Source organism: Rothia sp. LK2492 (assembly GCF_040946345.1).
Classification (GTDB): domain Bacteria; phylum Actinomycetota; class Actinomycetes; order Actinomycetales; family Micrococcaceae; genus Rothia; species Rothia endophytica.
Genome location: NZ_JAYWLX010000004.1, coordinates 243,807 through 266,090, shown reverse-complemented (window position 1 = coordinate 266,090; position 22,284 = coordinate 243,807). Strand labels below are relative to the sequence as shown.

Genomic DNA, 22,284 nt, shown 5'->3' with positions numbered 1-22,284 from the left:
CACCCGGGACTGGTATGACACCCGACCAGATACAGACTGAGATCGCCTCCGGTCGCCTGCAACCTCGCTGGTCGCAGGTTGCTCTCGACGATGACGGTAGCATTGTGGGCCGGGCCCTGTGGTGGGGACGAGATGAGCACAAGCCGATCGCACTGGACGTATGGGATGCCGTCCCCGGCCACGACATGTCCGAAGCAATCCTCAGCGCGTTGCTGGAACAGGGCCACGCCGCCGTGGAAGTTCACGGTACCCCTACCCCGCTGCCGCATACCATGCGTGTCCCCATCACGTGGCGCGATAACACCGCCGTAGCGAATGACGTCCATGCGAAGATCGCGGCAGCCGCCACTGCTGGCCTGAGTCAGCACAACGAACGACGCCAGTTCCAATGGGACCAAGGCAGCCCGATACAAGAACCCAGCCCGCAACTGCGGTTCGAGCAGGCAGACGACGACACGTTTATCAACCTCATCGCCCTCGTCGCCCACGGTTCGCTCGACGTCATGACGCGACGCCAGCTGACCAGCACCAACGCACTGAGCTTGGCTCGGGAGGAGGTGGACTACTACCGTTCCTGTCCCGGCGACCGCGACTGGTGGCGCGTCGCGTACGACCAACAGAACACCATCATTGGCATCGCGATCCCTTCGGCAACACCCACGAATCGCAACGTCGGCTACCTCGCGGTCCTGCCCGAGCACCGCGGACACGGATACGTCGATGACCTCTTGGGGTTCATCACCGCCTTCCACGCCTCAGCCGGAGCACCACGGATCACCGCAACCACCGACGCAGTGAACACACCCATGGCCGCGGCGTTCGAGCGAGCAGGATACAGATGCACGGAGGCACGAATCGACCTCGAGCCCTAAAGGGCTAATCTGATAATGTGTCAAAACCGGCTGCAAAGTACAAAAGCTTGGTGAAGAAGGCTGGGCCGAGACCCTTGAGTCTGTACTGCTCACGTCTCCAGAAAAATCGGTAGGCAACTTCCGATTCGAGGTTCGAGTCTTGGGCGAGCATGATTCCGCCGAGGAATTTTTCTCCAACGTCCGTTTCGCTCAATGTTGGAATTCGACGGTAGATATCCCGAGCTTTGGCACCGGCGTCCCATGAACAGACCGCGACGTAGAAGTTGACCGCATTTTGTGCAGTTTCCACCATGGTACCCAGAGTGAATAGGTCGCCGCGGCTAAGGGTAAGTCGCCCTTTACTGTCCTTTTCTCCGCTTTGAAAAACGGAAGGAATGACCGGCATATTTTCGTCCCACCGGTTCAACCAGTGACGAGGGTAGAACCGGATAGCGTGGTTCTCGACCTCTACAGTAGTGGGTATTCTTTTGCCGTTGCGTATAAGGTCTGCAACTTCGGCGGTAGTCTTTCTTGTTCTGGCCAAGATCCAGCTCCAGTCGTGGAAAGGTTGTGTCCGATGCTGCTCAGCGTAGTCTATTGCTCCGACGAGTGACCTGGACTCTAGAACAGTATGCAAGGGCAAGAAACGCTATAACCCTTGTCGATCACCGGTTGGTTATGAAAGCTCTTTGATTCGTCGGTACAGAGTTGCTCGGGACATTCCCATATCCTTGGCAACTTGGGTCGCTGGCTCACCGGCCTGAATGAGCTTGGATGCGGTGCGGATCTGGGATTCGGTGAAGGTGGGGCGTCGGCCACCGAGATCGCCACCGGTGGTACGGCGTTTGGTCACGGTGTCATTGATGCGTTCGCGTTTGATCTCTAGCTCCATTTGGGCCAGGGCTGCCATGACGGTGAAGACCATGGCACCCATGGGCGTTTTGGTATCCACGTCTCCGCCGCCGAGATTCAACACCCGCAATCCGATATTTCGTTCGCGTAGTTCCTCGGCCAGTTCGAGCATTTTCTGGGTGGAGCGCCCGAGCCGGTCCAAAGTGGTGATCACGAGCGTGTCACCCGGATGCAGCGCGGTCAGTGCTCTATCCAAGCCGGGTCGTTTGGCCAGTGCGCCGGAGAGACCATGGTCGGTGTAGAGGTCATCGCGCCGAACGCCGGCAGCGAGGAGGTCTTGGATTTGCCGGTCGGTGTCTTGGGCTTTGGTGGAGACGCGGGCGTATCCGATCAGTTTGGTCATCGGTCCTTCAAAAAGTATCTCGCAACTAAGGGTGTAGACCCGATTTTACATCATTGGTTGCGACACATAGTTGCGAGAATTTGGGGGCGTTGAGTTTCTGCGGATTTTTTGCCGAGGGATTGGGGCTCATTGAGACGTCTTGCAACCTATAGGTTGGAAGACGAATGATCAAACAGGTGACTCCTATATGAGAAGGCGTGCAAGGTTGTAGAATCTCTTTTATAACCAATACCCTGGTCCATCTTAGTAAATATCTATGTATTTGCTTTTATGGGAGTTAAGGAGAGACGAACATTGCATATAGAACGCATCACAATTTCAGGGTTTCGCGGATTGGAAACTACCGTCCCGCTTACCAAAGGCCTAACGCTCATAGCAGGGGCAAACAACGCGGGAAAAACATCTGTAATTGACGCTTTACGTTGTTCTCTCTTACCGTTCAACGAACGCCAGGGAGACCGTAGGGTGGGAATTGACGACTTTAGTCATGCTTCAAAAAAAGAAGATAAGAGAAGTCGTCTCGAGATCACAACGGACATTGTTGGAATCAAGCCAGTCGATAGCGGTCGACTTATCTCGACATTGACCGATACATCTTGTCCAGGATCGGGAAGAATAACATTAAGATCCGAGATCGCAAGCAGCGGACGACCGCGCACGCGGTACTTTGGTGGAGAATTTGGACAAAACGATCTAGAAGCTATCGCGAGAGAATCTGTTCGGTTTATATTTCTACCTGCCCTACGGGATGCAGAAGCAGATTTACGACCTGGGTTTGCTAACCGCCTGTCTAGCCTTCTAGCTAGTTTTGCCCCTGAGAATCATTCAGATCGTGAAGAATTAGTAAAGATCATTCAGGACGCTAACGAGGCTCTCGCTAAAGTAGATGCCGTCAAACGTTCTGCTACAGCTGTGCAAGATCGCTTGACAGGTATTACTGGTGAAGGCCCGTTTGCACAAAAAACTCAAATGGGTTTTTCCGAAGCTCGATTCGATCGCATAGTTGGAAATCTTCAAGCGATGCTCGGGGGAAGCAATCCGATCCAGCTAGCGGACAACGGGCTAGGATACAACAACCTACTCTATATAGCGGTTATTTTGGCAGCAATCCAGTCGGATAAAACGGTGCCATTAACTGTTTTGCTAATTGAAGAGCCTGAAGCACATCTCCATCCGCAACTTCAATCGCGATTGCTTGAATACTTGGAAAGTTTGACTTCTGAAAATACTCAGGTAATTGTTACTACCCATTCTCCACAGTTTGCATCTACCGCAGATCTTGGAAGGGTGACTGTTCTGTCCAAGTTACGCGACGGCGAACCGACCGAAGCGCGACACCTTGCAAATATTGATGTGACCGAAAAAGAGTTGGCGCACCTTGGTCGATTTTTAGATGTTACAAAATCAGCAATACTTTTCGCTGAAGGGGTCATTCTCGTTGAGGGGATCGCGGAACAACTCGTCATGCCACAGTTAGCAAACCGTCTTGGTATGTCTCTGAGTGAAAAAGGAATTCAAGTAATTAGTGTCGATGGTCTTGCCTTTGGGCCATTCGCTAAATTGTTCGGTATAAAGGGGTTGCCTAGTAAATGTGCGATTGTTTCAGACTCGGACCCTAGCGAGGACGAAGAAGGGAATCAAATATCACGATCTGCAACTGCAGAATATCTCACAAATTTTGAGTCACCGCAACATCAAGTAAACCTAGCGACGAAAACTTTCGAATGGGATCTGGCATACGTAAATTTCGCCAAACCACAAATATTGATCGAAGCGTTGAATAATATTAGGCCGCAAGTCGGCTCTAAGCTTCAAGAGCAAATCAAGGACCAGACCTTCACATCCGCAGATGCTTTTGCGGATGAATTTTTACGTCGAGTAACTGCGTATAAAGGAGTATTTGCTCAAGAATTAGCAGCAGTTTTAGCTATGAATTCTCAGGCCGACTTTTCGGTTCCTCAATACCTCCAAAAAACTCTGGAATGGGTGACTAGTGGCAACTGACTATTGGGTATCGCCCACAACCCGAAGCATCGATTACGGTTTATCACCCATGCAAGCCAAAGCACTGCTAGGGACGAAAAATGTATTCCTGCAAGCATGCCCTGGTTCGGGTAAAACCACTGCTTTAGCCGGCCGAGTGGCTTGGCTTAGAGGCCAAGGTGCTAAAGTCGCACTGATTTCATTCACTAATGTAGGTGCTGATGAAATAGCAAAAAAAATACAGGCGTCTCATGGGTTAAAGCTCTCTGGAGACAGCTATATTGGAACGATCCATTCATTTCTACAAAAGTATGTCTTGACACCGTTTGCGCATAAACTTACGGGCAGCGATTCCGCGGTACGTATAGATCCTAGAGAAGTTGAACGTCGGGATCCTAGTAACTGTAAAACTGAAGACTATACATTTACGAACGATGGAAAAATCCGACCAAATAATCCTAAAAATACCGTCGAGTCAAACATTGCTGAAATCGTACTTTCAGCGAAACTAGAAGCCGCAAAATTTGGTGTTGTTAGTGCGAATGACGCGGTCTATTGGTCTGCTCGTGTTCTACGGGAAATTCCTGGTGTCGCTCAAGCATTGGCGGAGAGGTTTGATGAAATTGTAGTAGATGAAGCGCAGGACACTACAGAGATGCAGTTGGATTGTTTGGATCTGATTATGCTTGCAGGTTTAAAATCAATGGTTCTCGTGGGTGACTACGATCAGTCAATTTATGGCTTTAATGGTGCAAGGCGAGATCTTTGTGCCTCAATGGCTTCGGAATGGGACCTGAGAGAAGAGACTCTCACTGAGAATTACCGTTCGTCGCAGGAAATCTGCAATGCTTCGGGACGCCTGCGCGGTGAAACGCCGGCAGACACAGCTGTGGGTCCTTTTAAAGATTTTGGTGTCGCACCGCAGATTTTTTTGTACTCACCTGGTAAAGAGGATATGATCAGCTCCATCTTTATGGAGATGACTGAGCTATATGGGATCGAGCCGAAAAACTCGACGATACTGGCACCATCAAACCATCTTGCTGCTGTCATACGTGGACAACGTTTAGACATTTTGCCAAAAGATATCAAGATTCTTGTAGATGCTAAATTATCTAAAGATGGAATTACTATAGATGGGTACAAGTCAATAGAAAGACTATTTTCTAGACTTGCTTTTGGGCGTGAGTCAGCAACTCAAATGATGGATCCGTTGGAAATCAGAAATAAAGTAGTTAAACTTCTTTCTATGCTCCCTGTACCGACTGGGGATCTGCGACTTTGGGCTAGTGATGCTATTCATCTTACTGATATTTTAGTTAGTGAATTGACGCAAAATCCTTCTTCGAAGCTCGGAGTTGAAATAGATGCTTCTGCACTTAATCTAGGATCAGCGGAAAGCTTTGGTCAGGTTGGCGTAACAAGAGTGTCGACAATTCACGGAGTGAAGGGAGAGTCGATCGACGCCGTGGCATTGATCTTACAGCCGCAGTCTGAACGACAACGAGAATTTGGCTACCATGGGCCGGCCGGTATTCTTGCTAACCGTTTGGCCAAACCATCAACTGCGGACCTCGATACCGACGAATGGCGGCGAGTGACCTATGTGGCTATGACACGTGCACGCAAACTTTTGGCAATAGGTATTCCTGACACCGATCCGCCGTCAGTGCTTTATCAGTTCAGGGCGGCTGGATTTGGTTATTTCGCCCCCGCACTATGAGCTGACATACGATTTTATCGACTGAGCGTCGATTTTAGGCAAGTCTGGTTCGCGGGCACGGTAAAACACATACCCAAGGTCAGAATCAACCGAAACTAGCTGTGGACCAGGTGTGATCCCTCTTTGTATTGCTCGTTATATTGCGGGCGATGGCATCGATGCTATCTTGCGTGCGAGGTTTACCAGCAAGCCTTGATCCAAGTGCAGAACTGCGTTTAAAGGTACTTCTGTTCTTGCTGGCGACACACAAAGTCATGAGACCGGTTGTCAACGATGTGATGAGATTCAGTGTCCACGATGTTGCGAGATTACACACCAGGTAGCCGGCCGTCCAGTACCAACAAACCCTCTGCAGCATGTGCGTCCTGGTCGTCGACAGAGACTCTGGCGTACCCGAGGAGGTGTCCCATGAACCTAAATGTATTAATACTCGTGCGGGTAAGGATGTTTGGATGCATAGTTTGTGGCACTGAGTTTTGCGACGAGATGAGCCTGAAAATCTGTTGATTTTTCAACTGTCGAATATTTTCGGTCAAGCCGACGGTTTAGTGTGTCCTAAACGACCGTTTTTGGCATCCGTATAAGGCCCCTTCACCGGGCATTTTCTCGGGCGGGGTATATGGGAATCTGAAATCTTTGAAAACTCGGAGTTTCGAAAACGTAACAAGCCAACGGATCGAGTGTCCCGTATGGCGACCGTCTTACGGGACAGCTCGACAGTCTCCATGGGGAACGCCGCTTTCAGGCCGACGAAGCGGGAAACCGCGCGATAGGTCGTGGTTGCAAGTCCCTAGACTTATTGCATGACTGATTCTCAGGTTCAACAGGCCTACGCCGCGCGGGCAGCCGAGTACACGGCTATTCTTGGGGCAGTCGATGACATGCATGAGCTTGATCGGAGCCACATAGAACGATGGGCTGAACAGATTAGTGGCCGTATCATCGATGCCGGATGCGGCCCGGGACATTGGACGGATTTTCTTCACAGACGGGGTGCCGACATCTCAGGCATTGACCTCGTGCCCGAATTCATTGAGAGTGCCCGACTTCGCTTTCCCGATGTATCGTTCCAGGTCTCCACGCTCCGCGGCCTCGACGCAGCCGATGGAAGCCTGAATGGAGTGCTCGCTTGGTATTCACTGATTCATCTGCCCCCGGCAGAACTACCGCCAGTTCTCATCGAGCTCGCGCGAGTTCTCTCGCCACAAGGGCGCCTGCTCGTCGGCTTTTTCGAGGGTGAATCCGCAGAACCGCTTGACCACGCGGTTACCACGGCTTACTGCTGGTCCGTTGATCAGATGAGTGGCCTGCTGCATGACGCCGGGTTCGAAGTGATCGAAGTCGAAAAGCGCCAAGATCCCGGCAACCGGCCCCACGCAGCAATTTGCGCGATTGTCCGGTAGACGTTCACCTTGCGGGCGCTCAAGCCCTGCGCTGAGGACTTCGGACGGTGAATTCGCCGTCGATAATTGGCACACAGCCTTTAGCAGGGCATTCCAGAATGTCTATTCACTGAGACCCTTCGTGCCGAGACCCATTGGGAGTCACAACCCGGTCAATGAGGAAAAGCATCGCTGCCTGGATCGTATCTTTGTCGCCACCGCCATCAATATCCAGTGCTGCCCGATCAAATGATGCCGACAGCAGGTTCGTTAGGGCAGAGACGTCGTGTCCGGGCATTGCGTCTTCGAGGCCTTCCCGTAGTGATGCGGCGGCATGGCCCTCGTCTATTGTTTCCATCGTGACCGTACCGAGAGCCGCCGGGCCTTCGATAAGTAGGAGGCGAGTACGCCCCGGAACTGCCATTGCCTTGAGGTAGGCGACGCTGCCCTCTCGTAAGTCATCGACAGGGCTGGCGTTGGCCGGCGCAGCATTTTCTATCTCCTCTGCGACCTGGCGGGCCTCCTCCTCGAGCACTGCTTGCAGGACTTCGCTCTTATCCCTGAAGTGGTGGTATAGCGCGCCACGGGTCAGCCCCGCTCGCTCAACCAGCTCTGGCGTGGATGTGGAGGTGAACCCTTTCTCAATGAAAAGCGACCGTGCTGCGACAAGCAGCGCCCGTCTGGTCTGAGCGCTGCGCTGAGCGTTTGTCTGGACTTGAACTTTTTGCATACATACAGTCTGTATGTTAGTTTTCTTACATGCAAATCATTTCGAGCTCCTATCCCGTAATCATGACCGAAAATGTGGCTGGCACCGCTGCCTTCTACCAGCAACATTTCGGCTTTGAACAGCTGTTTTCAAGCGACTGGTATATCCACCTGCAACGTGAGGAACATGCCTTGGCCGTCTTGGATGGCCAGCACGAGACCGTGCCCGAGTCGCACCGAGGGACTGCTTCCGGCCTACTGCTCAACTTTGAAGTTGATGACGTCGACGCCACATACGCCAAATTCATTGCCGCAGGCCTACCGATAATCACGCCACTACGCGATGAGGACTTTGGCCAGAGACATTTCATTACCGCAGACCCCAACGGCATACTGGTTGATGTCATCACCCCAATCGCGCCGAGCGTAGAGTTCGAAGCGCAGTTCACGCAACCGTCCTAACCGCCCCCTCGCGTACGGCATTTGTGAACGATGTTGTGGAGATCATTGCGTTGGCAGGGCCACATCCGCGGGCATTGACGGCTAGCCGATTGGAGCCAAGTCCGAGCTGCTCGTCGGCGTCGCGCCTCCACGCGATGCAGGAGATTCTTTCAGGTCACAATGCAGGGAACCTCTGCGAATGTCCCGTAGGAGGTTCCTCTTGCGGGCGGCAGTGCTGTTGACTATGGACAGAAATACTGAGGACTTCGGACTCTGACACACGTCCTTGTCCTCGAGCGTGTGCCCCGGCATCAGCCGCAGGCAGTTGGCAATGTCAACCAGGGAATTGCTCGTCAAGACGTCCGTTAGCCGATCCCTCACCGTGCATCCGAATCCGGAATTTCGGTTCAGAGGTTTACAGTCATTAAATATGCACGTAAGACTCGCACGATAATATGCGCGATGAAGGCACCATAACTGCAACAATGAGTGCATGACAGGACTTCTTATCGGATACGCTCGCGTTTCAACCAGCGAACAAGATCTCGCGACCCAACAAGCTGCACTGACCGCACTGGGTGTCCTGCCGGAAAACCTGTACGTCGATCACGGGCTAACAGGCACTAATCGCGAACGTCCAGGACTGGGAAAAGCACTGGCTGCTGTGCGCGCCGGCAACACTCTCGTAGTCACGAAACTTGATCGTCTCGCCCGCTCACTCCCCGACGCCAGGGACATCGCCGACGAACTGAATCGTAAAGGCGTTGCGTTGAGTCTTGGCGGAAGTATTTACGATCCAAAGGATCCTGTCGGCCGGCTCCTTTTTAACGTCCTTGGGATGGTGGCCGAATTCGAGGCGGATCTCATCCGAGCTCGGACTAAAGAAGGTATGGCGATCGCTAAGGCCAAAGGAAAACTTAAAGGCAAACAACCGAAGCTATCCCCAGCGCAGCGAAAGCATCTGCTCTCGATAGCCCCGCAGGGTGAGCATACACAGAGTGAGCTCGCAGAACTCTTCAACGTCTCGCGGACAACAATCTATCGTGAGCTAAAGAGGGTCCACGAGCTATAAGATAGGTCAGTTCCTCTCTAAACAGTGGCGCGATGAGTCCGCTCGGATTGTCTCGTCATCTGAAAATGCAGAACTCAAAGTAGAGTCATTTCTATGGTTGAAATGGTTTCTTTGATTGAAGAATATGGGGATCTACTTGCTAGGTCGCTTTCTGGGCCCGGCGAGGCTGATGGTAGTTCCGTCTTCTTCTGGTCCTGGTGCTTGGTGTGAGAGTCGCTAGTTATCAGCCATTTCTACTTTCCGGTTGCCACGAGTCAATTGGTGGTTATTTTCGACTCTGCCATTTGTATCCGGGTGTTTTCTAGATGCTCGTGATGAGATCATCCTCGGATGGTTTTGATGCGCGGTCATATGCGTCGCGCGCTTCTTGGACGGCATCGAAGTGCGTTTCAGACCATGTGCGTAGAGCGTTGAGGGGCTCCGATAGGGTTCGGCCCAGTTCGGTGAGTTGGTATTCCACTCTAGGCGGCATTTCGGGGTAGAACGTTCTGGTGACCATGCCGTCACGTTCGAGCGCCCGGAGCGTGTCCGTTAGTACTTTGCCGCTGATGCCTTCAACAGTTGCCTTAATCTCTTTGAATCGCAAGGGCCCTTCGGACAGTCCAATAACGATCATCGCCGTCCATTTGTTCGCGATTCTCGCTAGCGATGTCCGCGATGGGCATTTTGCCATCATCACATTCCAGTGCGCCGTGGTCATTTACATCCTTTTTCTAAATTCCTGAAATAGTTACGTTGAGGTAACAGGTAACTAATTGTAACCATAAGAGAGACAGTAAAACCTATTTCACGGAGGAAAGATCCATGACTATGTCGACTATGAACCCTATTGAGGTCGTTTCGCAGTATTTTGGTGCACTGGCTGAGGGCCGTGTTCAGGATGCTCTCGGTTACCTTGACCCTGATGTTAAGTGGTTCCAGCCGGGGGAAAACCGTTTCTCGGGTACCCACGTTGGTCCGGACGCTGTGCATGCATTGATTGGCGGAATGATGACGGTCAGCCAAGGCACCTTTGCTATTGCTCCGACCGGCCCGCTGATGGTCAATGGTGATCTTGTGGTTGCCCCAGTCCAATTCACCGGTGACCGCGGCGACGTCAAGCTCGATCAAGCCGGCAGCGATCTCATCACCGTGCAACGCGGAAAGATCGTAGCTGTGCACCTGTTCTCCTCTGACGGCCCAGCAGAAGACGCCTTCTGGGGCTCCGCCGATTCCGTGAATAACGGATAAACCGAGTTGACTACCTGAGAGAGGACACAAGATGACCACGACGCAATCAACCGAAACTTCCGCGGGCATGCCGCGTGAAGTTCTCATCATTGGGGCCGGCTTTAGTGGTCTTGCCATGCTCCAATCACTTCTAGCAAAGAACATTTGATGCGCTGCTATTAGAGGCCGGCACTGCGCTCGGCGGGACGTGGAGCAGTAATCGGTATCCCGGAGTTCGAACGGACTGCGAATCCCGTTACTACTGCCTCACTCTCTCTCAGGATGTCATCGACACCTGGAATTGGAAGGAACGCTTCCCGACAGGTGGTGAAGTGCGCGAGTATTTGGAGCACTTCACCACCCGTCTTGGTCTGTCCACAGCTATTCAATTCAACTCTCGTGTTACTGCTTTGCGATGGGACGAGGAAGAGCAGTTCTGGGACGTCACGGTGGAAGATCGTCCACGAGTGAGGGCTCGCAAGGTTGTTTTGGCCACGGGCTTATTACAGCAACCGGTTTACCCGAAGATTACTGGCCCGAACTTTACGGTGCCTGGTGGGAATGTAACGACCGTGGCGGTGTTGATGTTTCTCGCGCTGTTGCTTAGTTTGATGGCTCTTTCGCCTGATTATCGGGTTGCTGTTTTTATTGGTCCGCTCTGGTTGGGTGTGTTGCTCCTGAGTTACAGTCTGCTCTCCAAGAACCGAACAAGAAATCGAGTCGTGTTTGAGGCAAATCCAGTGAGGGACTAGCAAAGACAGTGCTCCTATTTAGGGTTGGGTGATTCTTCCTTCAAGGACGTCGCCCAACCCTTGAGTTGCAATACACATGCGGGATGAATCGAAATTCATACGGGCGTCCCCTAACATTCCAAGCCACCAAAGCCACTCGACATTATGGTCGAGGCGGCTTGGATGTCACGCTCCGCCTACAACCGCGGCTATGAGCGCTCCAATGGTGACACCGACAGCGGCGAGCAACATCGATGTCTTAACCTCGGCGCGTGCCAGTTCTTCTCGGGATTCTGCAAGCTAATTCAAGATCGGTGCCGGGGCTTCGCAGTCTTTGCCATGCCGTTTCATCGATCTAGCTTGTTAAAGGTAGATCGTCGATTTCCTCGCATAGCGAGGACTTCTGACTCGAGAATCATGCGCTCGGCGCGTCTTTCCTTGCGCGCCTTCATTTTAACTCCCTCCGAACCGGACGCAAGTAATGTGAGTTGGCTCCGCGAAGTTTCGTCGATTTCCGCACGGTAGGTGTCTCCATTTAGTATTGCGTTGCAATACTCCTCTCCGTGGTTGACGCACCACCCACTTTTCAGAACTTGACCGTATTTTTCCGCATCGGGGATATTGACTAAAATTCGTTCTTCCCACAACAACGAGGGGACACCACCTTCAACCCCTTCCGCACAGCCACAGGAGAAAGCAATGTAGTCGTTATTCGACACTGCATCCCACACGCTGCCAGTAACAAGTGTCTTCCCGGGTTCAGTCTGTTGAGCAGCCTTGGCCGCATAGTTGACTGGCCGACCTGCCCAAACTGGCTCCTGCATGTCCAGATGCTTAGAAAGACCTACCCGTTTCGCTAAAACCGGTCCGCTTGCGATGCCGACCTTAAATCCCGTTGACGGCGCCTTTGACCATTTAGCTTCAAGCTGGCTTTCGAAGTCGTCGCTAAAGGTGTGAATTGAAATGGCGGCGCAGAGAGCGCGCTCGTATCTCCGTTCTCCCCAAAACAGTCCAAATCCCCCGTCACCCTGAATATCGACGAAGTCAGCATCAAAGTAGTTGAAGATGTGGACGACGCCACCCACACCCGCATCGTAGATGCTTGCGGTACTAGCAGGCTTTCGCCCTTTTTCAAGATTGGTGGAAGATTTTAAGTCGAACATTACAGCTACCAGGTCCGTGATTCGGTGCCATTCCGGCTTGTCAACCGGTAATTTAGTAACATTAAAGGCGCCATCTTTGAGTACAACCGAGGGCATCTTTTCAAACTTTGCACTAGTACGTTCTTGAAGTTTTTTTAGTAGTTCATTGAGTTCAACCACGATTGTCCTTTCGTCGATTTCAATCCTACGTGTCAGGACCGACGTTTCGTCGATGATGCCCAGCACTGCGATAAAAAGGGAATACATTCCGTAAGCCGGCCCCCATATCAGACCTGCGTAGCGATGACTTCAGCCTTTTCAGAATCTCGAATTCTCAACGATTCTAGATTCATGGATACCCGGCCCGAGAGAGAGCAGGCTACGGTATTTGAGTCACACATTAGGAGGGGTCATGGACCATGCTCGTCCTCTATAGCGCTCCACAAGTAGGCCGTTCGTCGCCATGCGGAGGTTAGAATAATGAAAGATAGAATTCAACCATCAGAGGAGGATAAAGAGTATCAGTGTCTACAGCGATAGAAGAATTTGAATCCAAGATTGTTCAAATACTGTATGCAGACTGGGATACCCAGGAAGCACGGGTGGTACCTAAGACTGAGGATGTCAAACAATACAACGGCGCAAAGAAGCTTGTTGCCACTTACTTATACGCGGATATGGCCGATTCTACTTTGCTAATGAAGCGCTTTGAACCGGAGATGGCTGCGAGAATAATTCGAGCCTACCTTCGCATCGCAGTGGACTGTATACGTGCTAAGGGCGGGCATATCCGGAGCTTCGACGGTGATAGGGTCATGGGAATCTTTGTCGGCGACCAGCGAAGAGATGATGCCGTAGATGCGGCTTTCAACATATCTTGGGTAGTTAAAGAGACTCTAAACTCAAAGTTAGACACGAAGTTATGGGATTCTCAGGAAAAATGGAAGGTATCTCACCGTGTAGGCATCGATGACAGTGAAACTTTCATAGTCCGCGGTGGGGCCAGAAATAACAGTGACCTCGTATCAATCGGCGACGCACCCAACATTGCCGCTAAACTCAGTGGAATCCGAGACAATCCAGGTTCGATTACAATAACTAGCCGCGTGTACGACTACCTATCTGAACGTAATTTGAAGTATGGAGAAGAATTAATGTGGGTCAAGCGAACTGATTCAGTGGTGGGGCCTCACTCAGTACGTACCTATAACTCTTCTTGGATGCGATGGCCATGATCTTCAATTTAAAGCGCTTGCCATCTGCTGATAATAAGAATGCCATCGAGCAGGCTTGGAAGATACACCAGGCACAGGCTGATTGGACGGGGAAAGTAGACGCAAAAGCTTCATTCTCCTTCGCTATTGAATCTGCTGCCATTGCTACCACCGTCATTCTGTCTAGCGATCAGCGTCTATTCTCGGACCGCCCCAGTGGCATCGTCGACGTGCTTTACTGGTTTGGGTTACTTGCACTCCTAGCCGGCGCGCTTTTCGCGATTGCCGTAGTAATTCCCCGACTAAAATCCGAGAGCGCATTCAAGGCTTCAAAAAATAACTACGTCTATTTCGGGCATGTCCGGCATTGGCATGCTTCAGAACTCGCTGAAGCACTTAGGACGAAGGATATCCTCCCGGTATTGACGCAACAAATTGTTGTCATGGGAGATATTGCATGGCAAAAACACCGCTGGGTTCAAATTTCCATGTGGTGTGGAGCGGGTGGCGGATTTTTACTCTGCTTATGCGGACTCATAATCAGCTTCATCTAGCACCACGTCTCTATCAGTTATCTTCAGCTTTATCTTCACGCGAGAACGTTGCAGAATTTCCCCACCACCCTCGGCATCATACAAGTTTCCTAGAAGGTGGGATGCAATGGGGACCGGTAAGGGCTGCATTAGTCCTAGCGCCTACATAATCTTGCAAGAGTCTTGCAACCTAACCGTTGCAAGACGCTACACCTGCTGCCCAAGGCTGCTCTGTGAGTCGCACCTTCAACATTCTGGGGCTGACTTTTGCAACACAGCCCACGATCGTGAAGTGTGATGTTCATTGCGCCATGACCGCACGAGGACGCTCGAAAAGGGTGTAGCAAAAACGAACGACTATGACACATGCGGCGCGTTCAACGTTTACGGCGCGAGTCTTGACCGGGACTGATCAGGCACAGCAGGAGGTGGGCATTTCATTGTGGAAAGTGCCCGCGACTAGGCGTAGGGCTTCGGAAAAGGTCAGGTAGGGCGCCCAGGTGTCGGCGATGTGTCGGGTGGTCATCCCGGCGGTGATCGCGTAGGTTGCCGGGAGCAGCAGTTCTGCGGCGTGGTCTCCGATGATGCTGATGCCCAGGATTCTGTCGGTTCCCGTTTCGGCGATCATCTTAATCGCCCCGCGGGTGTCGTGGTTGACTAGGGCACGTGGGAGATCTTTGAAGCTCAGCACCCGGGATTCACATCGGTGCCCAGCTGCCCGTGCTGCGGCTTCGGTGAACCCGGCAGTGGCAAGTTGTGGGCGCGAGAAGATGACCGCTGGTAGTCCGGTGTAATCGACTTCTGCGACCGTAGCTCGCGGATCGATCCGCACGGCATTGGTCGCGGCGGCCTTGCCGGTAGCCGCGGCGACGTAGACGTATTGTGGTGCCGCGGTGACGTCACCGGCAGCAAAGACCTTCTGATTGGTGGTGCGCTGGTGTTCATCGACGCGGATGAAGCCATCACAATCGGTGGCGATGCCTGCGGCTGCCAGGTTGAGGTAGTCCGTGGAAGGGCGGCGGCCAGTAGCCACCAGCAGGCGCTCAGCCTGCAGGCTCCGGCCCGACAGAGTGCGCACCTGGATGTGTTCATGCTCTTGGGCAACGCTAGTCGCGTGCTCTTGAACCACCCTGATCCCCTCTTGGATCAGGGTGTGGCGGAGGATGGCGGTCATTTCCGGCTCGGCGGTGGGGGCTATCCGCCCGACAATGGTCACCTGTACTCCGAGGCCGGCGAAGAGTTGGGCTTGTTCGATGCCAACATAGCCGCCGCCGATAATGATCATGGACTCGGGCAGCTCGGTCAGTTCCATAGCCGTGGTCGAGGTCAAATACTTCACCTCGCCCAACCCGGTCACATCTTTCGGTCGTGCTGGCACCGCACCAGTGGCCAGCACGATCGAACTAGTCGTGACCGGTTTCCCATCAATCACAAGGGTGTCGGGATCCCAAAAGGACGCTTCCCCGGAGCAGACCTCGAATCCATGCGCCTCTGCGACATCAGCGTATTTGGTTTCTCGCAGCTGGGTAATCAGCTGGTCCTTCTGTTCGACTAACGATCCCAGATCCACGCCCATGGCAGCAGTGGGGGCCCCAGGGAAAGGATTCGTCAGGGCGGCTTGCCGGGTGCTAGCAGCCGCCAGCAGCGTTTTGGACGGAACACATCCGATGTTCACGCAAGTACCGCCAATGGTGCCGCGCTCAACCACCAATACGGTACTGCCAGCCCGCCGGGCTTCGATGGCGGCTGCCATGCCTGCTCCTCCGGAGCCCACCACCACGAGATCAAATTCGAGATTTCTTTCCATCAGGTAGCCTCTTTCTCTGGATTATCCACCCAGTATGAACCTTCCAGTACACTAGAAGGTCAAGTCTGGCGATCCCGAAGGAGTTTTGAGTGCCATGCGAATAGGCGAATTGGCGGAGGCTGCCGGCACCACCACAAAAACTTTGCGCTATTACGAATCCATAGGTCTACTCCCACCCCCGAACCGCACCCCAAACGGCTACCGCGACTACCCTGAAAACATACTCTCTCGACTCGATTTCATCCGCCGAGGCCAACACGCAGGACTATCACTCGCCCACATCGGTGAAATTCTCCGAATTCGCGATAACGGACAGACACCTTGCGCCCACGTCAGCGCCCTCTTGACCGACCGCCTCACCCAGCTCGATCACCAGATCGCTGTCCTCATGCAGCTGCGCCAGACAGTCACCCAACTCCACGACGCAAGCCGCCTCGCAGACCCATCAACGTGTCACGCCGATGCCATCTGCAGCAACCTGTGACCACCAGAATCCAGGGTCGGTGTCCACCGATATGCGCAGCGGTCAACATCGGGGTAGCGGCGTAGCAGGAGGACAAGGTGGACAGCCGCTAAGCGGAAGGAACAATCACACTTTTGTATGAATAGCTGCCCTGTACCAGCGGACTATCAAGCGGCCCGTCATGAAGCAACGACGCTGTCGGGCAAAAGAAGCGGCCTGAACATATCAAGCCGGGCGATGCGCACGCATGTCCGGATGACTCGACTCAGAAAACTCACCTCCACCCTGCCACTTCTGAGGTGAACCAGGACCACCACCGAAAACCGCCAAACGAAACTGCGAAATGCCGCCAAACGAAGTCGATAGTTACAATTCTGGGTTGTATCAAAAACGGTTTTTAGGTAGTTTTGACACAACTAGGTTTTGATACAGACTTTTGATACAGGCTATGCCCTGTCCAGGAGTGGAGGCGGGTGTTAAGCTGAACCTGTATCAAAAACGACCGTTTTAATGCACATACTCACCTCAAGGAATCTCTATGGCAACCCGCACCTCATTAGTCACCTTTTGCCTAAGAGCCACACTATTGATAAGGCTGGCGTCGCCTCGGTGATGGAAGCCTCCGTGCGCCTCTTGGAATCTGACCGTACCGGGACAGGGGCAGCCCACGGCGACCTCTACATTTCGTTCGTACCCGATGAAGAAATCGGTCTGCTAGGTGTACGCACCATGGATATGGCCCGCTTCCCCGTGGACTACGCCTACACCCTAGACTCCTGCGAGCTGGGTGAAATAGTGGAGGCAACCTTCAATGCCGCGACCACGACCGTACCGGCTACGAGGCGAAGAAAGACCTACTGCGTAGCATCGCGGAGAAGCTAGCTGATACCAACCCGCGTGCCACCATCACACTGGACATCACCGATGTCTACAGCAATATCGAAGACGCAAAAACCCCGGATAACCAACAGGCAACCGACCGTCTGTTGGCTACCATGAAAAACCTAGGTGTAGAGCCCCTCCCGCTGGCCATGCGAGGCGGCACCGACGGCTCATGGCTCTCAGCCCAGGGCATCTTCACCCCCAACTTCTTCACCGGCGCCCACAACTTCCATTCCATCTACGAGTTCCTCCCCATGCCCTCTTTCGAGAAAAGCTGCCTCATGGTGCAGGAACTCATGAAGCACGAAGGGTAAATAAACTGAGAGAATGGGTAACTATGCGCAGAGTTAACCGCCACCTCAAACCCCAGCCCCTCCCCCAGCGGAACGGCGTTGACGCCGTGAGCTTTGTGTTGCCGGACGCCGCCAACCCGGCGGACGACACCTTCGGGGCAGCAACGGTGCTGGATTACCTCGCTGCGCGTTTCTACCCGCATGCCCGCCCGCTCTTTGAAGAGCGCTTCGAACGTGATGAGGTCAAGGATGCTGAGGGCGGCCCGGTTGCCCCAGATGCTCCCTTGGTGGGACAGAAGATTTGGTACTACCGGCAGCTGGGGCAAGAGCGCCCGGTCCCTTTTGATATGCCGGTGCTTTACGAGGACGAGTGGGTGATGGCGATTGATAAGCCCCACTTTTTACCCACCACCCCTAACGGGTCTTTTGTGGCGCATACAGCGCTGGTCAAGCTACGAGTGAGAGAAAATAACCCCCTACTAATCCCTATTCACCGGTTGGACCGGGCCACGGCGGGTGTGGTGCTCTTTGCTAAGACGCCGGAGGCTCGTGCGCCTTTCCAGACCATGTTTGAGCGTCGTGCTCTGAGTAAGACCTACGAGGCTGTCGCCGCTCCTATCCCCGAGCTAGGAGTGGGAGACAGCATGACGGTGCGCTCCCGCATTGATAATGCCCACGGTCAGTTGCAGGTGGCACAAACCGGCGTGGATTTCTTGCCGGGGGACGTCCCGCCGCTGGCTCCAGAGACCAGGGCGGAGAAACGCAAACGGCATAGCGCCAACCTCCCCTTCACCGGCTTGAACGCTGAATCAAAAATTACCTGCCTGGCAACCTACCCGCGGCAGGACGCCGAAGCCTGGCAGCCGTCCTGCAATGTAAGCCAGAACTCCGCTGGCGTGAAGAAAGAACATGCCCCTGAAATTTTGAGCACCACCGAGCAGCGGGTGCCATCTCAGCTCGCCCACTATCGCCTTGAGCCTCATACCGGTAAAACCCATCAATTGCGGGTGCACCTAGCGGCGGCTGGCGCCCCCATCATTGGGGATGTCATCTACCCCGAAGTCCTGCCCTCTACAGAAACCGATCCGGAGCTTCCTTTACAGCTACTTGCCCGATCGCTGAGCTTTACCCACCCCATCACCGGTGAGGCGCTCACTATTAGCAGTAAGCGCCGCCTGACATTAGCGCCCCACTAGCAACATCCGGCAGACCGTTCTAGGCTTCAGAAGCTCCAGCACCAGCCAGGACCAGAAGATGCCGGCAATCGAGTTGCCCCGCATCGGCAGAGCTGCGGAGGACAAATACACCCCAACGGTAGAGCGAGCGGTATTGAGCTGAGGTTCCAGTAGGCATGTCATCACTTCAACCGCTCCTCCACCGGTTCCAGCGGCTGATGACATCTACAGTTACTCTCGCAAGACCCACCGCTAGGGTCACGGTAAACTTGACCCCAGCACCCAACCCAAAGGACGCCATGGACGCCACCACAGATTTTTCAGTAGAAGAGCTTTCAGCACGCGCGGCGCTCGCCGAGCACTCTGTTCTGCGACTTTTTGGTGGCCGGGCACTAAGCATCCCCGGCACCCTTTTTGGGCGGGTTCAGCACCCCGAAACCCGCGCCCGCCGCAAGCGCGCCGCCGAATGGCATTACTGGTGGCAGGCACATCTTATGGATGTCCTGGTAGATGCCGGCTTCCGTGCCCTCACCAGCGGTGATACCGATGCCGCCGCTGCACATCTGCGCCGCGGGCGAGCGGTGCTGCGCGGTATTCAGGTGCGTAATTACGGCACCTACCCCAACCACTTTTACGATGACATGGCATGGCTAGTTCTGGCTCTAGAGCGCCTCAACCGCCTGGCGCTGGCTGTTGAAGGTAGCGGGGATGCCTTTGTGCAGGACGCCGCTAGCCGTCTCTACCGGGAACTGGATGATGCCTGCACAGATGACCTGGGCGGCGGCGCCTTCTGGTCAAAGGCACGGGACTTCAAGAACACCCCGGCAACCGCCCCCATCGCCCTTGCTTTTGCCCGCGCCCACCGGCACGAAACCGCCATTAGCCTGCTCAACTGGTTGCATGCCACCCTCTTTGATGAACAGAGCGGGGTGTACTTAGATGGCCTGCGCATTACCGGCGGTAGCGTCCGCGCCCCCGAAACCCGCCTTGAACGTGCCCACTACACCTACAACCAGGGCCCGGTGCTGGGTGGCTATCTCACCCTGCTAGACGCCGGCGCCACCGATGGCCTGACGGTTGACCCGATAGAGCACATTGAGCAACTGGTGGAGGGCATCGACGCTCATTTCAGCAAAGACTTCACCACCGCCACCGGCGACACCCTGCGCGTCCTCACCACTCACGGTAACGGGGACGGCGGGCTCTTCACCGGGATTCTGGTGCGCTACCTGGCGCAGGTTGCCGCCCACCCCAGCATCCCGGCTGCCACCAGAGATAAGGCGCGGGCACTGGTTCTTGCCACCGCCGAGCTCTTCTGGGCAGGGCGCCGGGAGTATGACCCCGATCTTCCCATGAACGAACTGGGCATCGACCCCAACGAAATTCGCGGGCAGGCTGTAGCCCTCTTCTCGCCCAGTATCACCCAGCACATTTCAGAGGTCATCAAGCCCGGCCAGCCGGTGGACCTCTCTACCCAGCTCCAGGTCTGGATCACGCTGGAAGCCGCCGCTCGCGTCCTCTAGTCCACGCTCTAGATCAGTCTGCTAGAGCGATCTTTTGACCAGGTTCGTAACGCCTTTTCTTGCTCTGAGCAGCAGCAGTTGCTGCAATGGTGCCGTTTTCAATCAGCGCATTGATGTCATTAGTAACTGTTGGAGCAGAGGCGTGAATGCCTATTCCAGAAAGGCCTTCCTGAATTTCTGCCCTTGTAAGGCCTCCCTGGCTATTCAAAATTAGGCTAAAAATTTCTGTACGGCGTTCAACAACTCTTTGACGTCGAGCACTACCCCTAAACTCAGTTTCGCGGTTTACCTTCGGCGCTGATTTAAGAGGCTGCTCACCTATGAATTGATCTGCAAGAGAATAGGTACTCCAGCGACGATCATTATGTTTGACAATCAGTCCCTTGTTTACAAGGTCCGACAGCTCTTTCGTTGCATCAGCCGAATGCAAACCCCAAGCTTGTAGATTTTGGTTGCTGGCTCTCCGCCCTGAACGTAGTAAAGCTAAGACTTGACCCTGGCTTTGCGATAAAGAATATCCATCAAATTGACCCAACCAGAGTTTAATCTCTTCTGTCATCAAAGCTGAATGTGGCACAGTCACTTCAACCTCATTCAGATTAACTCTAAACGAGGGCATCTGCATTCCAGCTTTACGCAAGGACACAAAGACGCTGGGAATTCCAGAACCTCGATTTTCAGCCACCATGTACCCTGTCTCAGGCATAGAGACATTCGAAAGGATGCGGGCTAGTACAGCGTTACGTGAGGAAGAAACACCGTTTTCACCAAACTCAGCCGGGTCCACGTTTCCATAAATCCCACCAGGGCTTCGAACAACAAAACGGTCAGGATAAAGCTCTACTTGGACCTGAGTACCACGTGCTTGTTCAGAGTAATCCCTATGTAGTAATGCGTTAGCCAATAGCTCTCTAATAACCTCTAACGGGTACTCATATCGGTTTTCCCGTCCCACCCCGTCCGATACAATCACTGATCTACTCCGCATACTTCTACGTAAAATACGAATCGCATCATTGATAATGTATGGAAGTGGACCGGAACACTGTTGGTTATCGAGGAACCTGGCACCATCTTCAGCTGCTTCCCCTTTAACAGGAGTAGGTAATACAACAACAGTTACATCTAACTGGGGAAAGAAGCTTTGCGGGTAATCGCCAAGTGCTAGCAGACCAGCAAGACTTGGAACAAAACCTGAGGGAGACTTTACAAGTACGTTAGCGCGCTTTAACGCTTCTTCATCACTCAGCCCTTCAAAGGCACGCGGTTCACGTTCTCTAAGGTTCTCGATAAATCTGCTAGTTAGACTCGTATCTAAATCTTCTAAAGTTGCACTTTCAACAGCGCTGCGGTCGTGCACAGGCTGACTCTTATTTTCTAACAACCGATCAATTTCATAATGGCTGAGTTTTCGGTCTCCTTCACCCGGCCGTGTGTAGGAACCGGCATAGCGACCTTTCGATGAGACATAAAAGGGCTTATCAGAAGGGTGACCTTCCTCCACATCAATACGCACCACCTTCTCACCGGTTGCCAACAAGTCGATGCTTACTTCAGCGGATACCGGAGGGGTAATGCTATGCCGTATAAAATCTTCTGCCTGTTGCATCGTTCGTTCAGGGTTAAAATCAGGAACAGGAAAAGCGCCCTTCGAAGGATCACTGACGCCTAACAGGATGGTTCCACCTGTATCGTTGGAAAAGGCAGACAAAGTCTCAGACAATGACTTCGGTACGCCACCCACTGCTTCTTTCAGTTCAAGCTGAGCACTTTCGTGTCCGCGAGAGCGGACCATCGAAAGAAGCTGTTCTGTAGATTCTTTCATCAATCATCCTAATATCTTCATCATGACAACAGTTATTAAGATGATACAGGTTTCATTAAAATGACTGACGGG

Annotated in this window: 23 protein-coding genes; 15 read left to right on the top strand and 8 right to left on the bottom strand. The window is 53.3% G+C overall.

Annotated features, from left to right (window positions below):
* Window positions 1-14 precede the first annotated feature (14 nt).
* Window positions 15-872: a GNAT family N-acetyltransferase gene (locus tag VVR27_RS06705; RefSeq protein ID WP_368547669.1), complete on the top strand. Its 858-nt coding sequence runs from the start codon at window positions 15-17 to the stop codon at window positions 870-872.
* Window positions 873-876: 4 nt separating this feature from the next.
* On the opposite strand, the gene VVR27_RS06700 is transcribed toward VVR27_RS06705, so the two are convergent.
* Together VVR27_RS06700 and VVR27_RS06695 are read right to left on the bottom strand one after the other, a co-directional pair.
* Window positions 877-1,395: a hypothetical protein gene (locus tag VVR27_RS06700; protein WP_368547668.1), complete on the bottom strand. Its 519-nt coding sequence runs from the start codon at window positions 1,393-1,395 to the stop codon at window positions 877-879.
* A 132-nt stretch (window positions 1,396-1,527) separates the two neighbouring features.
* Window positions 1,528-2,106, bottom strand: coding sequence for a recombinase family protein (locus tag VVR27_RS06695; protein WP_368547667.1), 579 nt, complete (start codon window positions 2,104-2,106; stop codon window positions 1,528-1,530).
* A 270-nt stretch (window positions 2,107-2,376) separates the two neighbouring features.
* On the opposite strand from VVR27_RS06695, the gene VVR27_RS06690 reads away from it, so the two are divergent.
* The 3 genes from VVR27_RS06690 to VVR27_RS06680 all read left to right on the top strand — a co-directional run bounded on the left by VVR27_RS06690 (window position 2,377) and on the right by VVR27_RS06680 (window position 7,215).
* On the top strand, window positions 2,377-4,110 hold the full coding sequence (locus tag VVR27_RS06690) for an ATP-dependent endonuclease (RefSeq protein ID WP_368547666.1): 1,734 nt from the start codon (window positions 2,377-2,379) through the stop codon (window positions 4,108-4,110).
* Window positions 4,100-5,812 (top strand): UvrD-helicase domain-containing protein, encoded by a 1,713-nt coding sequence (locus VVR27_RS06685; protein ID WP_368547665.1) that lies wholly within the window; start codon window positions 4,100-4,102, stop codon window positions 5,810-5,812. The genes VVR27_RS06690 and VVR27_RS06685 overlap by 11 nt, the downstream gene beginning before the upstream one ends.
* Before the next feature lie 803 nt (window positions 5,813-6,615).
* Window positions 6,616-7,215 (top strand): class I SAM-dependent methyltransferase, encoded by a 600-nt coding sequence (locus tag VVR27_RS06680; RefSeq protein WP_368547664.1) that lies wholly within the window; start codon window positions 6,616-6,618, stop codon window positions 7,213-7,215.
* A gap of 106 nt (window positions 7,216-7,321) precedes the next feature.
* Here the strand turns inward: VVR27_RS06680 and VVR27_RS06675 are convergent, their stop codons facing one another.
* Entirely contained in the window at window positions 7,322-7,924 is a 603-nt protein-coding gene (locus VVR27_RS06675; RefSeq protein WP_047253626.1) for a TetR/AcrR family transcriptional regulator, read from the bottom strand.
* 29 nt (window positions 7,925-7,953) lie between these two features.
* Here VVR27_RS06675 and VVR27_RS06670 point away from each other — a divergent pair, with 29 nt between their 5' ends.
* Together VVR27_RS06670 and VVR27_RS06665 are read left to right on the top strand one after the other, a co-directional pair.
* Window positions 7,954-8,364, top strand: coding sequence for a VOC family protein (locus VVR27_RS06670; protein ID WP_368547663.1), 411 nt, complete (start codon window positions 7,954-7,956; stop codon window positions 8,362-8,364).
* A 472-nt stretch (window positions 8,365-8,836) separates the two neighbouring features.
* Window positions 8,837-9,415: a recombinase family protein gene (locus VVR27_RS06665; RefSeq protein ID WP_368547662.1), complete on the top strand. Its 579-nt coding sequence runs from the start codon at window positions 8,837-8,839 to the stop codon at window positions 9,413-9,415.
* A 301-nt stretch (window positions 9,416-9,716) separates the two neighbouring features.
* Here the strand turns inward: VVR27_RS06665 and VVR27_RS06660 are convergent, their stop codons facing one another.
* Entirely contained in the window at window positions 9,717-10,115 is a 399-nt protein-coding gene (locus VVR27_RS06660) for a winged helix-turn-helix transcriptional regulator (RefSeq protein WP_368547661.1), read from the bottom strand.
* A gap of 104 nt (window positions 10,116-10,219) precedes the next feature.
* On the opposite strand from VVR27_RS06660, the gene VVR27_RS06655 reads away from it, so the two are divergent.
* Together VVR27_RS06655 and VVR27_RS06650 are read left to right on the top strand one after the other, a co-directional pair.
* Window positions 10,220-10,645, top strand: coding sequence for a nuclear transport factor 2 family protein (locus VVR27_RS06655; RefSeq protein ID WP_368547660.1), 426 nt, complete (start codon window positions 10,220-10,222; stop codon window positions 10,643-10,645).
* 311 nt (window positions 10,646-10,956) lie between these two features.
* Window positions 10,957-11,376 carry a hypothetical protein gene (locus VVR27_RS06650; protein WP_368547659.1) on the top strand — a complete coding sequence of 140 codons (420 nt, stop codon included), beginning with the start codon at window positions 10,957-10,959 and terminating at the stop codon, window positions 11,374-11,376.
* Window positions 11,377-11,702: 326 nt separating this feature from the next.
* Here the strand turns inward: VVR27_RS06650 and VVR27_RS06645 are convergent, their stop codons facing one another.
* Window positions 11,703-12,677 (bottom strand): adenylate/guanylate cyclase domain-containing protein, encoded by a 975-nt coding sequence (locus tag VVR27_RS06645; protein ID WP_368547658.1) that lies wholly within the window; start codon window positions 12,675-12,677, stop codon window positions 11,703-11,705.
* A gap of 344 nt (window positions 12,678-13,021) precedes the next feature.
* Between VVR27_RS06645 and VVR27_RS06640 the strand changes: the two genes are divergently transcribed.
* Both VVR27_RS06640 and VVR27_RS06635 read left to right on the top strand, forming a co-directional pair.
* Complete coding sequence (locus VVR27_RS06640; RefSeq protein WP_368547657.1) at window positions 13,022-13,732, top strand: adenylate/guanylate cyclase domain-containing protein; 711 nt, start codon at window positions 13,022-13,024, stop codon at window positions 13,730-13,732.
* Window positions 13,723-14,265 (top strand): Pycsar system effector family protein, encoded by a 543-nt coding sequence (locus VVR27_RS06635; protein WP_368547656.1) that lies wholly within the window; start codon window positions 13,723-13,725, stop codon window positions 14,263-14,265. Before VVR27_RS06640 ends, VVR27_RS06635 begins: the two co-directional genes overlap by 10 nt.
* 391 nt (window positions 14,266-14,656) lie before the next feature.
* Here VVR27_RS06635 and merA read toward each other — a convergent pair whose 3' ends face one another.
* On the bottom strand, window positions 14,657-16,051 hold the full coding sequence (gene merA, locus VVR27_RS06630; RefSeq protein ID WP_368547655.1) for a mercury(II) reductase: 1,395 nt from the start codon (window positions 16,049-16,051) through the stop codon (window positions 14,657-14,659).
* A gap of 94 nt (window positions 16,052-16,145) precedes the next feature.
* Between merA and VVR27_RS06625 the strand changes: the two genes are divergently transcribed.
* From VVR27_RS06625 to VVR27_RS06610, 4 genes are all read left to right on the top strand, one after another.
* Entirely contained in the window at window positions 16,146-16,535 is a 390-nt protein-coding gene (locus VVR27_RS06625) for a heavy metal-responsive transcriptional regulator (protein ID WP_251380247.1), read from the top strand.
* Window positions 16,536-17,081: 546 nt separating this feature from the next.
* Window positions 17,082-17,396, top strand: a complete 315-nt coding sequence (locus VVR27_RS06620; protein WP_345446575.1) for a hypothetical protein — start codon at window positions 17,082-17,084, stop codon at window positions 17,394-17,396.
* Between the two features lie 113 nt (window positions 17,397-17,509).
* Window positions 17,510-17,710 (top strand): hypothetical protein, encoded by a 201-nt coding sequence (locus tag VVR27_RS06615; RefSeq protein ID WP_368547654.1) that lies wholly within the window; start codon window positions 17,510-17,512, stop codon window positions 17,708-17,710.
* 23 nt (window positions 17,711-17,733) lie between these two features.
* A complete protein-coding gene (locus tag VVR27_RS06610) occupies window positions 17,734-18,885 on the top strand; it encodes a pseudouridine synthase (RefSeq protein WP_368547653.1) in 1,152 nt (383 codons plus the stop codon).
* Here the strand turns inward: VVR27_RS06610 and VVR27_RS06605 are convergent.
* Complete coding sequence (locus VVR27_RS06605; protein ID WP_368547652.1) at window positions 18,871-19,089, bottom strand: hypothetical protein; 219 nt, start codon at window positions 19,087-19,089, stop codon at window positions 18,871-18,873. The genes VVR27_RS06610 and VVR27_RS06605 overlap by 15 nt on opposite strands.
* Window positions 19,090-19,133: 44 nt before the next feature.
* Between VVR27_RS06605 and VVR27_RS06600 the strand changes: the two genes are divergently transcribed.
* Window positions 19,134-20,387: a glycoside hydrolase family 76 protein gene (locus tag VVR27_RS06600; RefSeq protein WP_368547650.1), complete on the top strand. Its 1,254-nt coding sequence runs from the start codon at window positions 19,134-19,136 to the stop codon at window positions 20,385-20,387.
* Between the two features lie 13 nt (window positions 20,388-20,400).
* Here VVR27_RS06600 and VVR27_RS06595 read toward each other — a convergent pair whose 3' ends face one another.
* Window positions 20,401-22,212, bottom strand: a complete 1,812-nt coding sequence (locus VVR27_RS06595) for an ATP-binding protein (RefSeq protein WP_368547649.1) — start codon at window positions 22,210-22,212, stop codon at window positions 20,401-20,403.
* Between the last annotated feature and the right edge of the window lie 72 nt (window positions 22,213-22,284).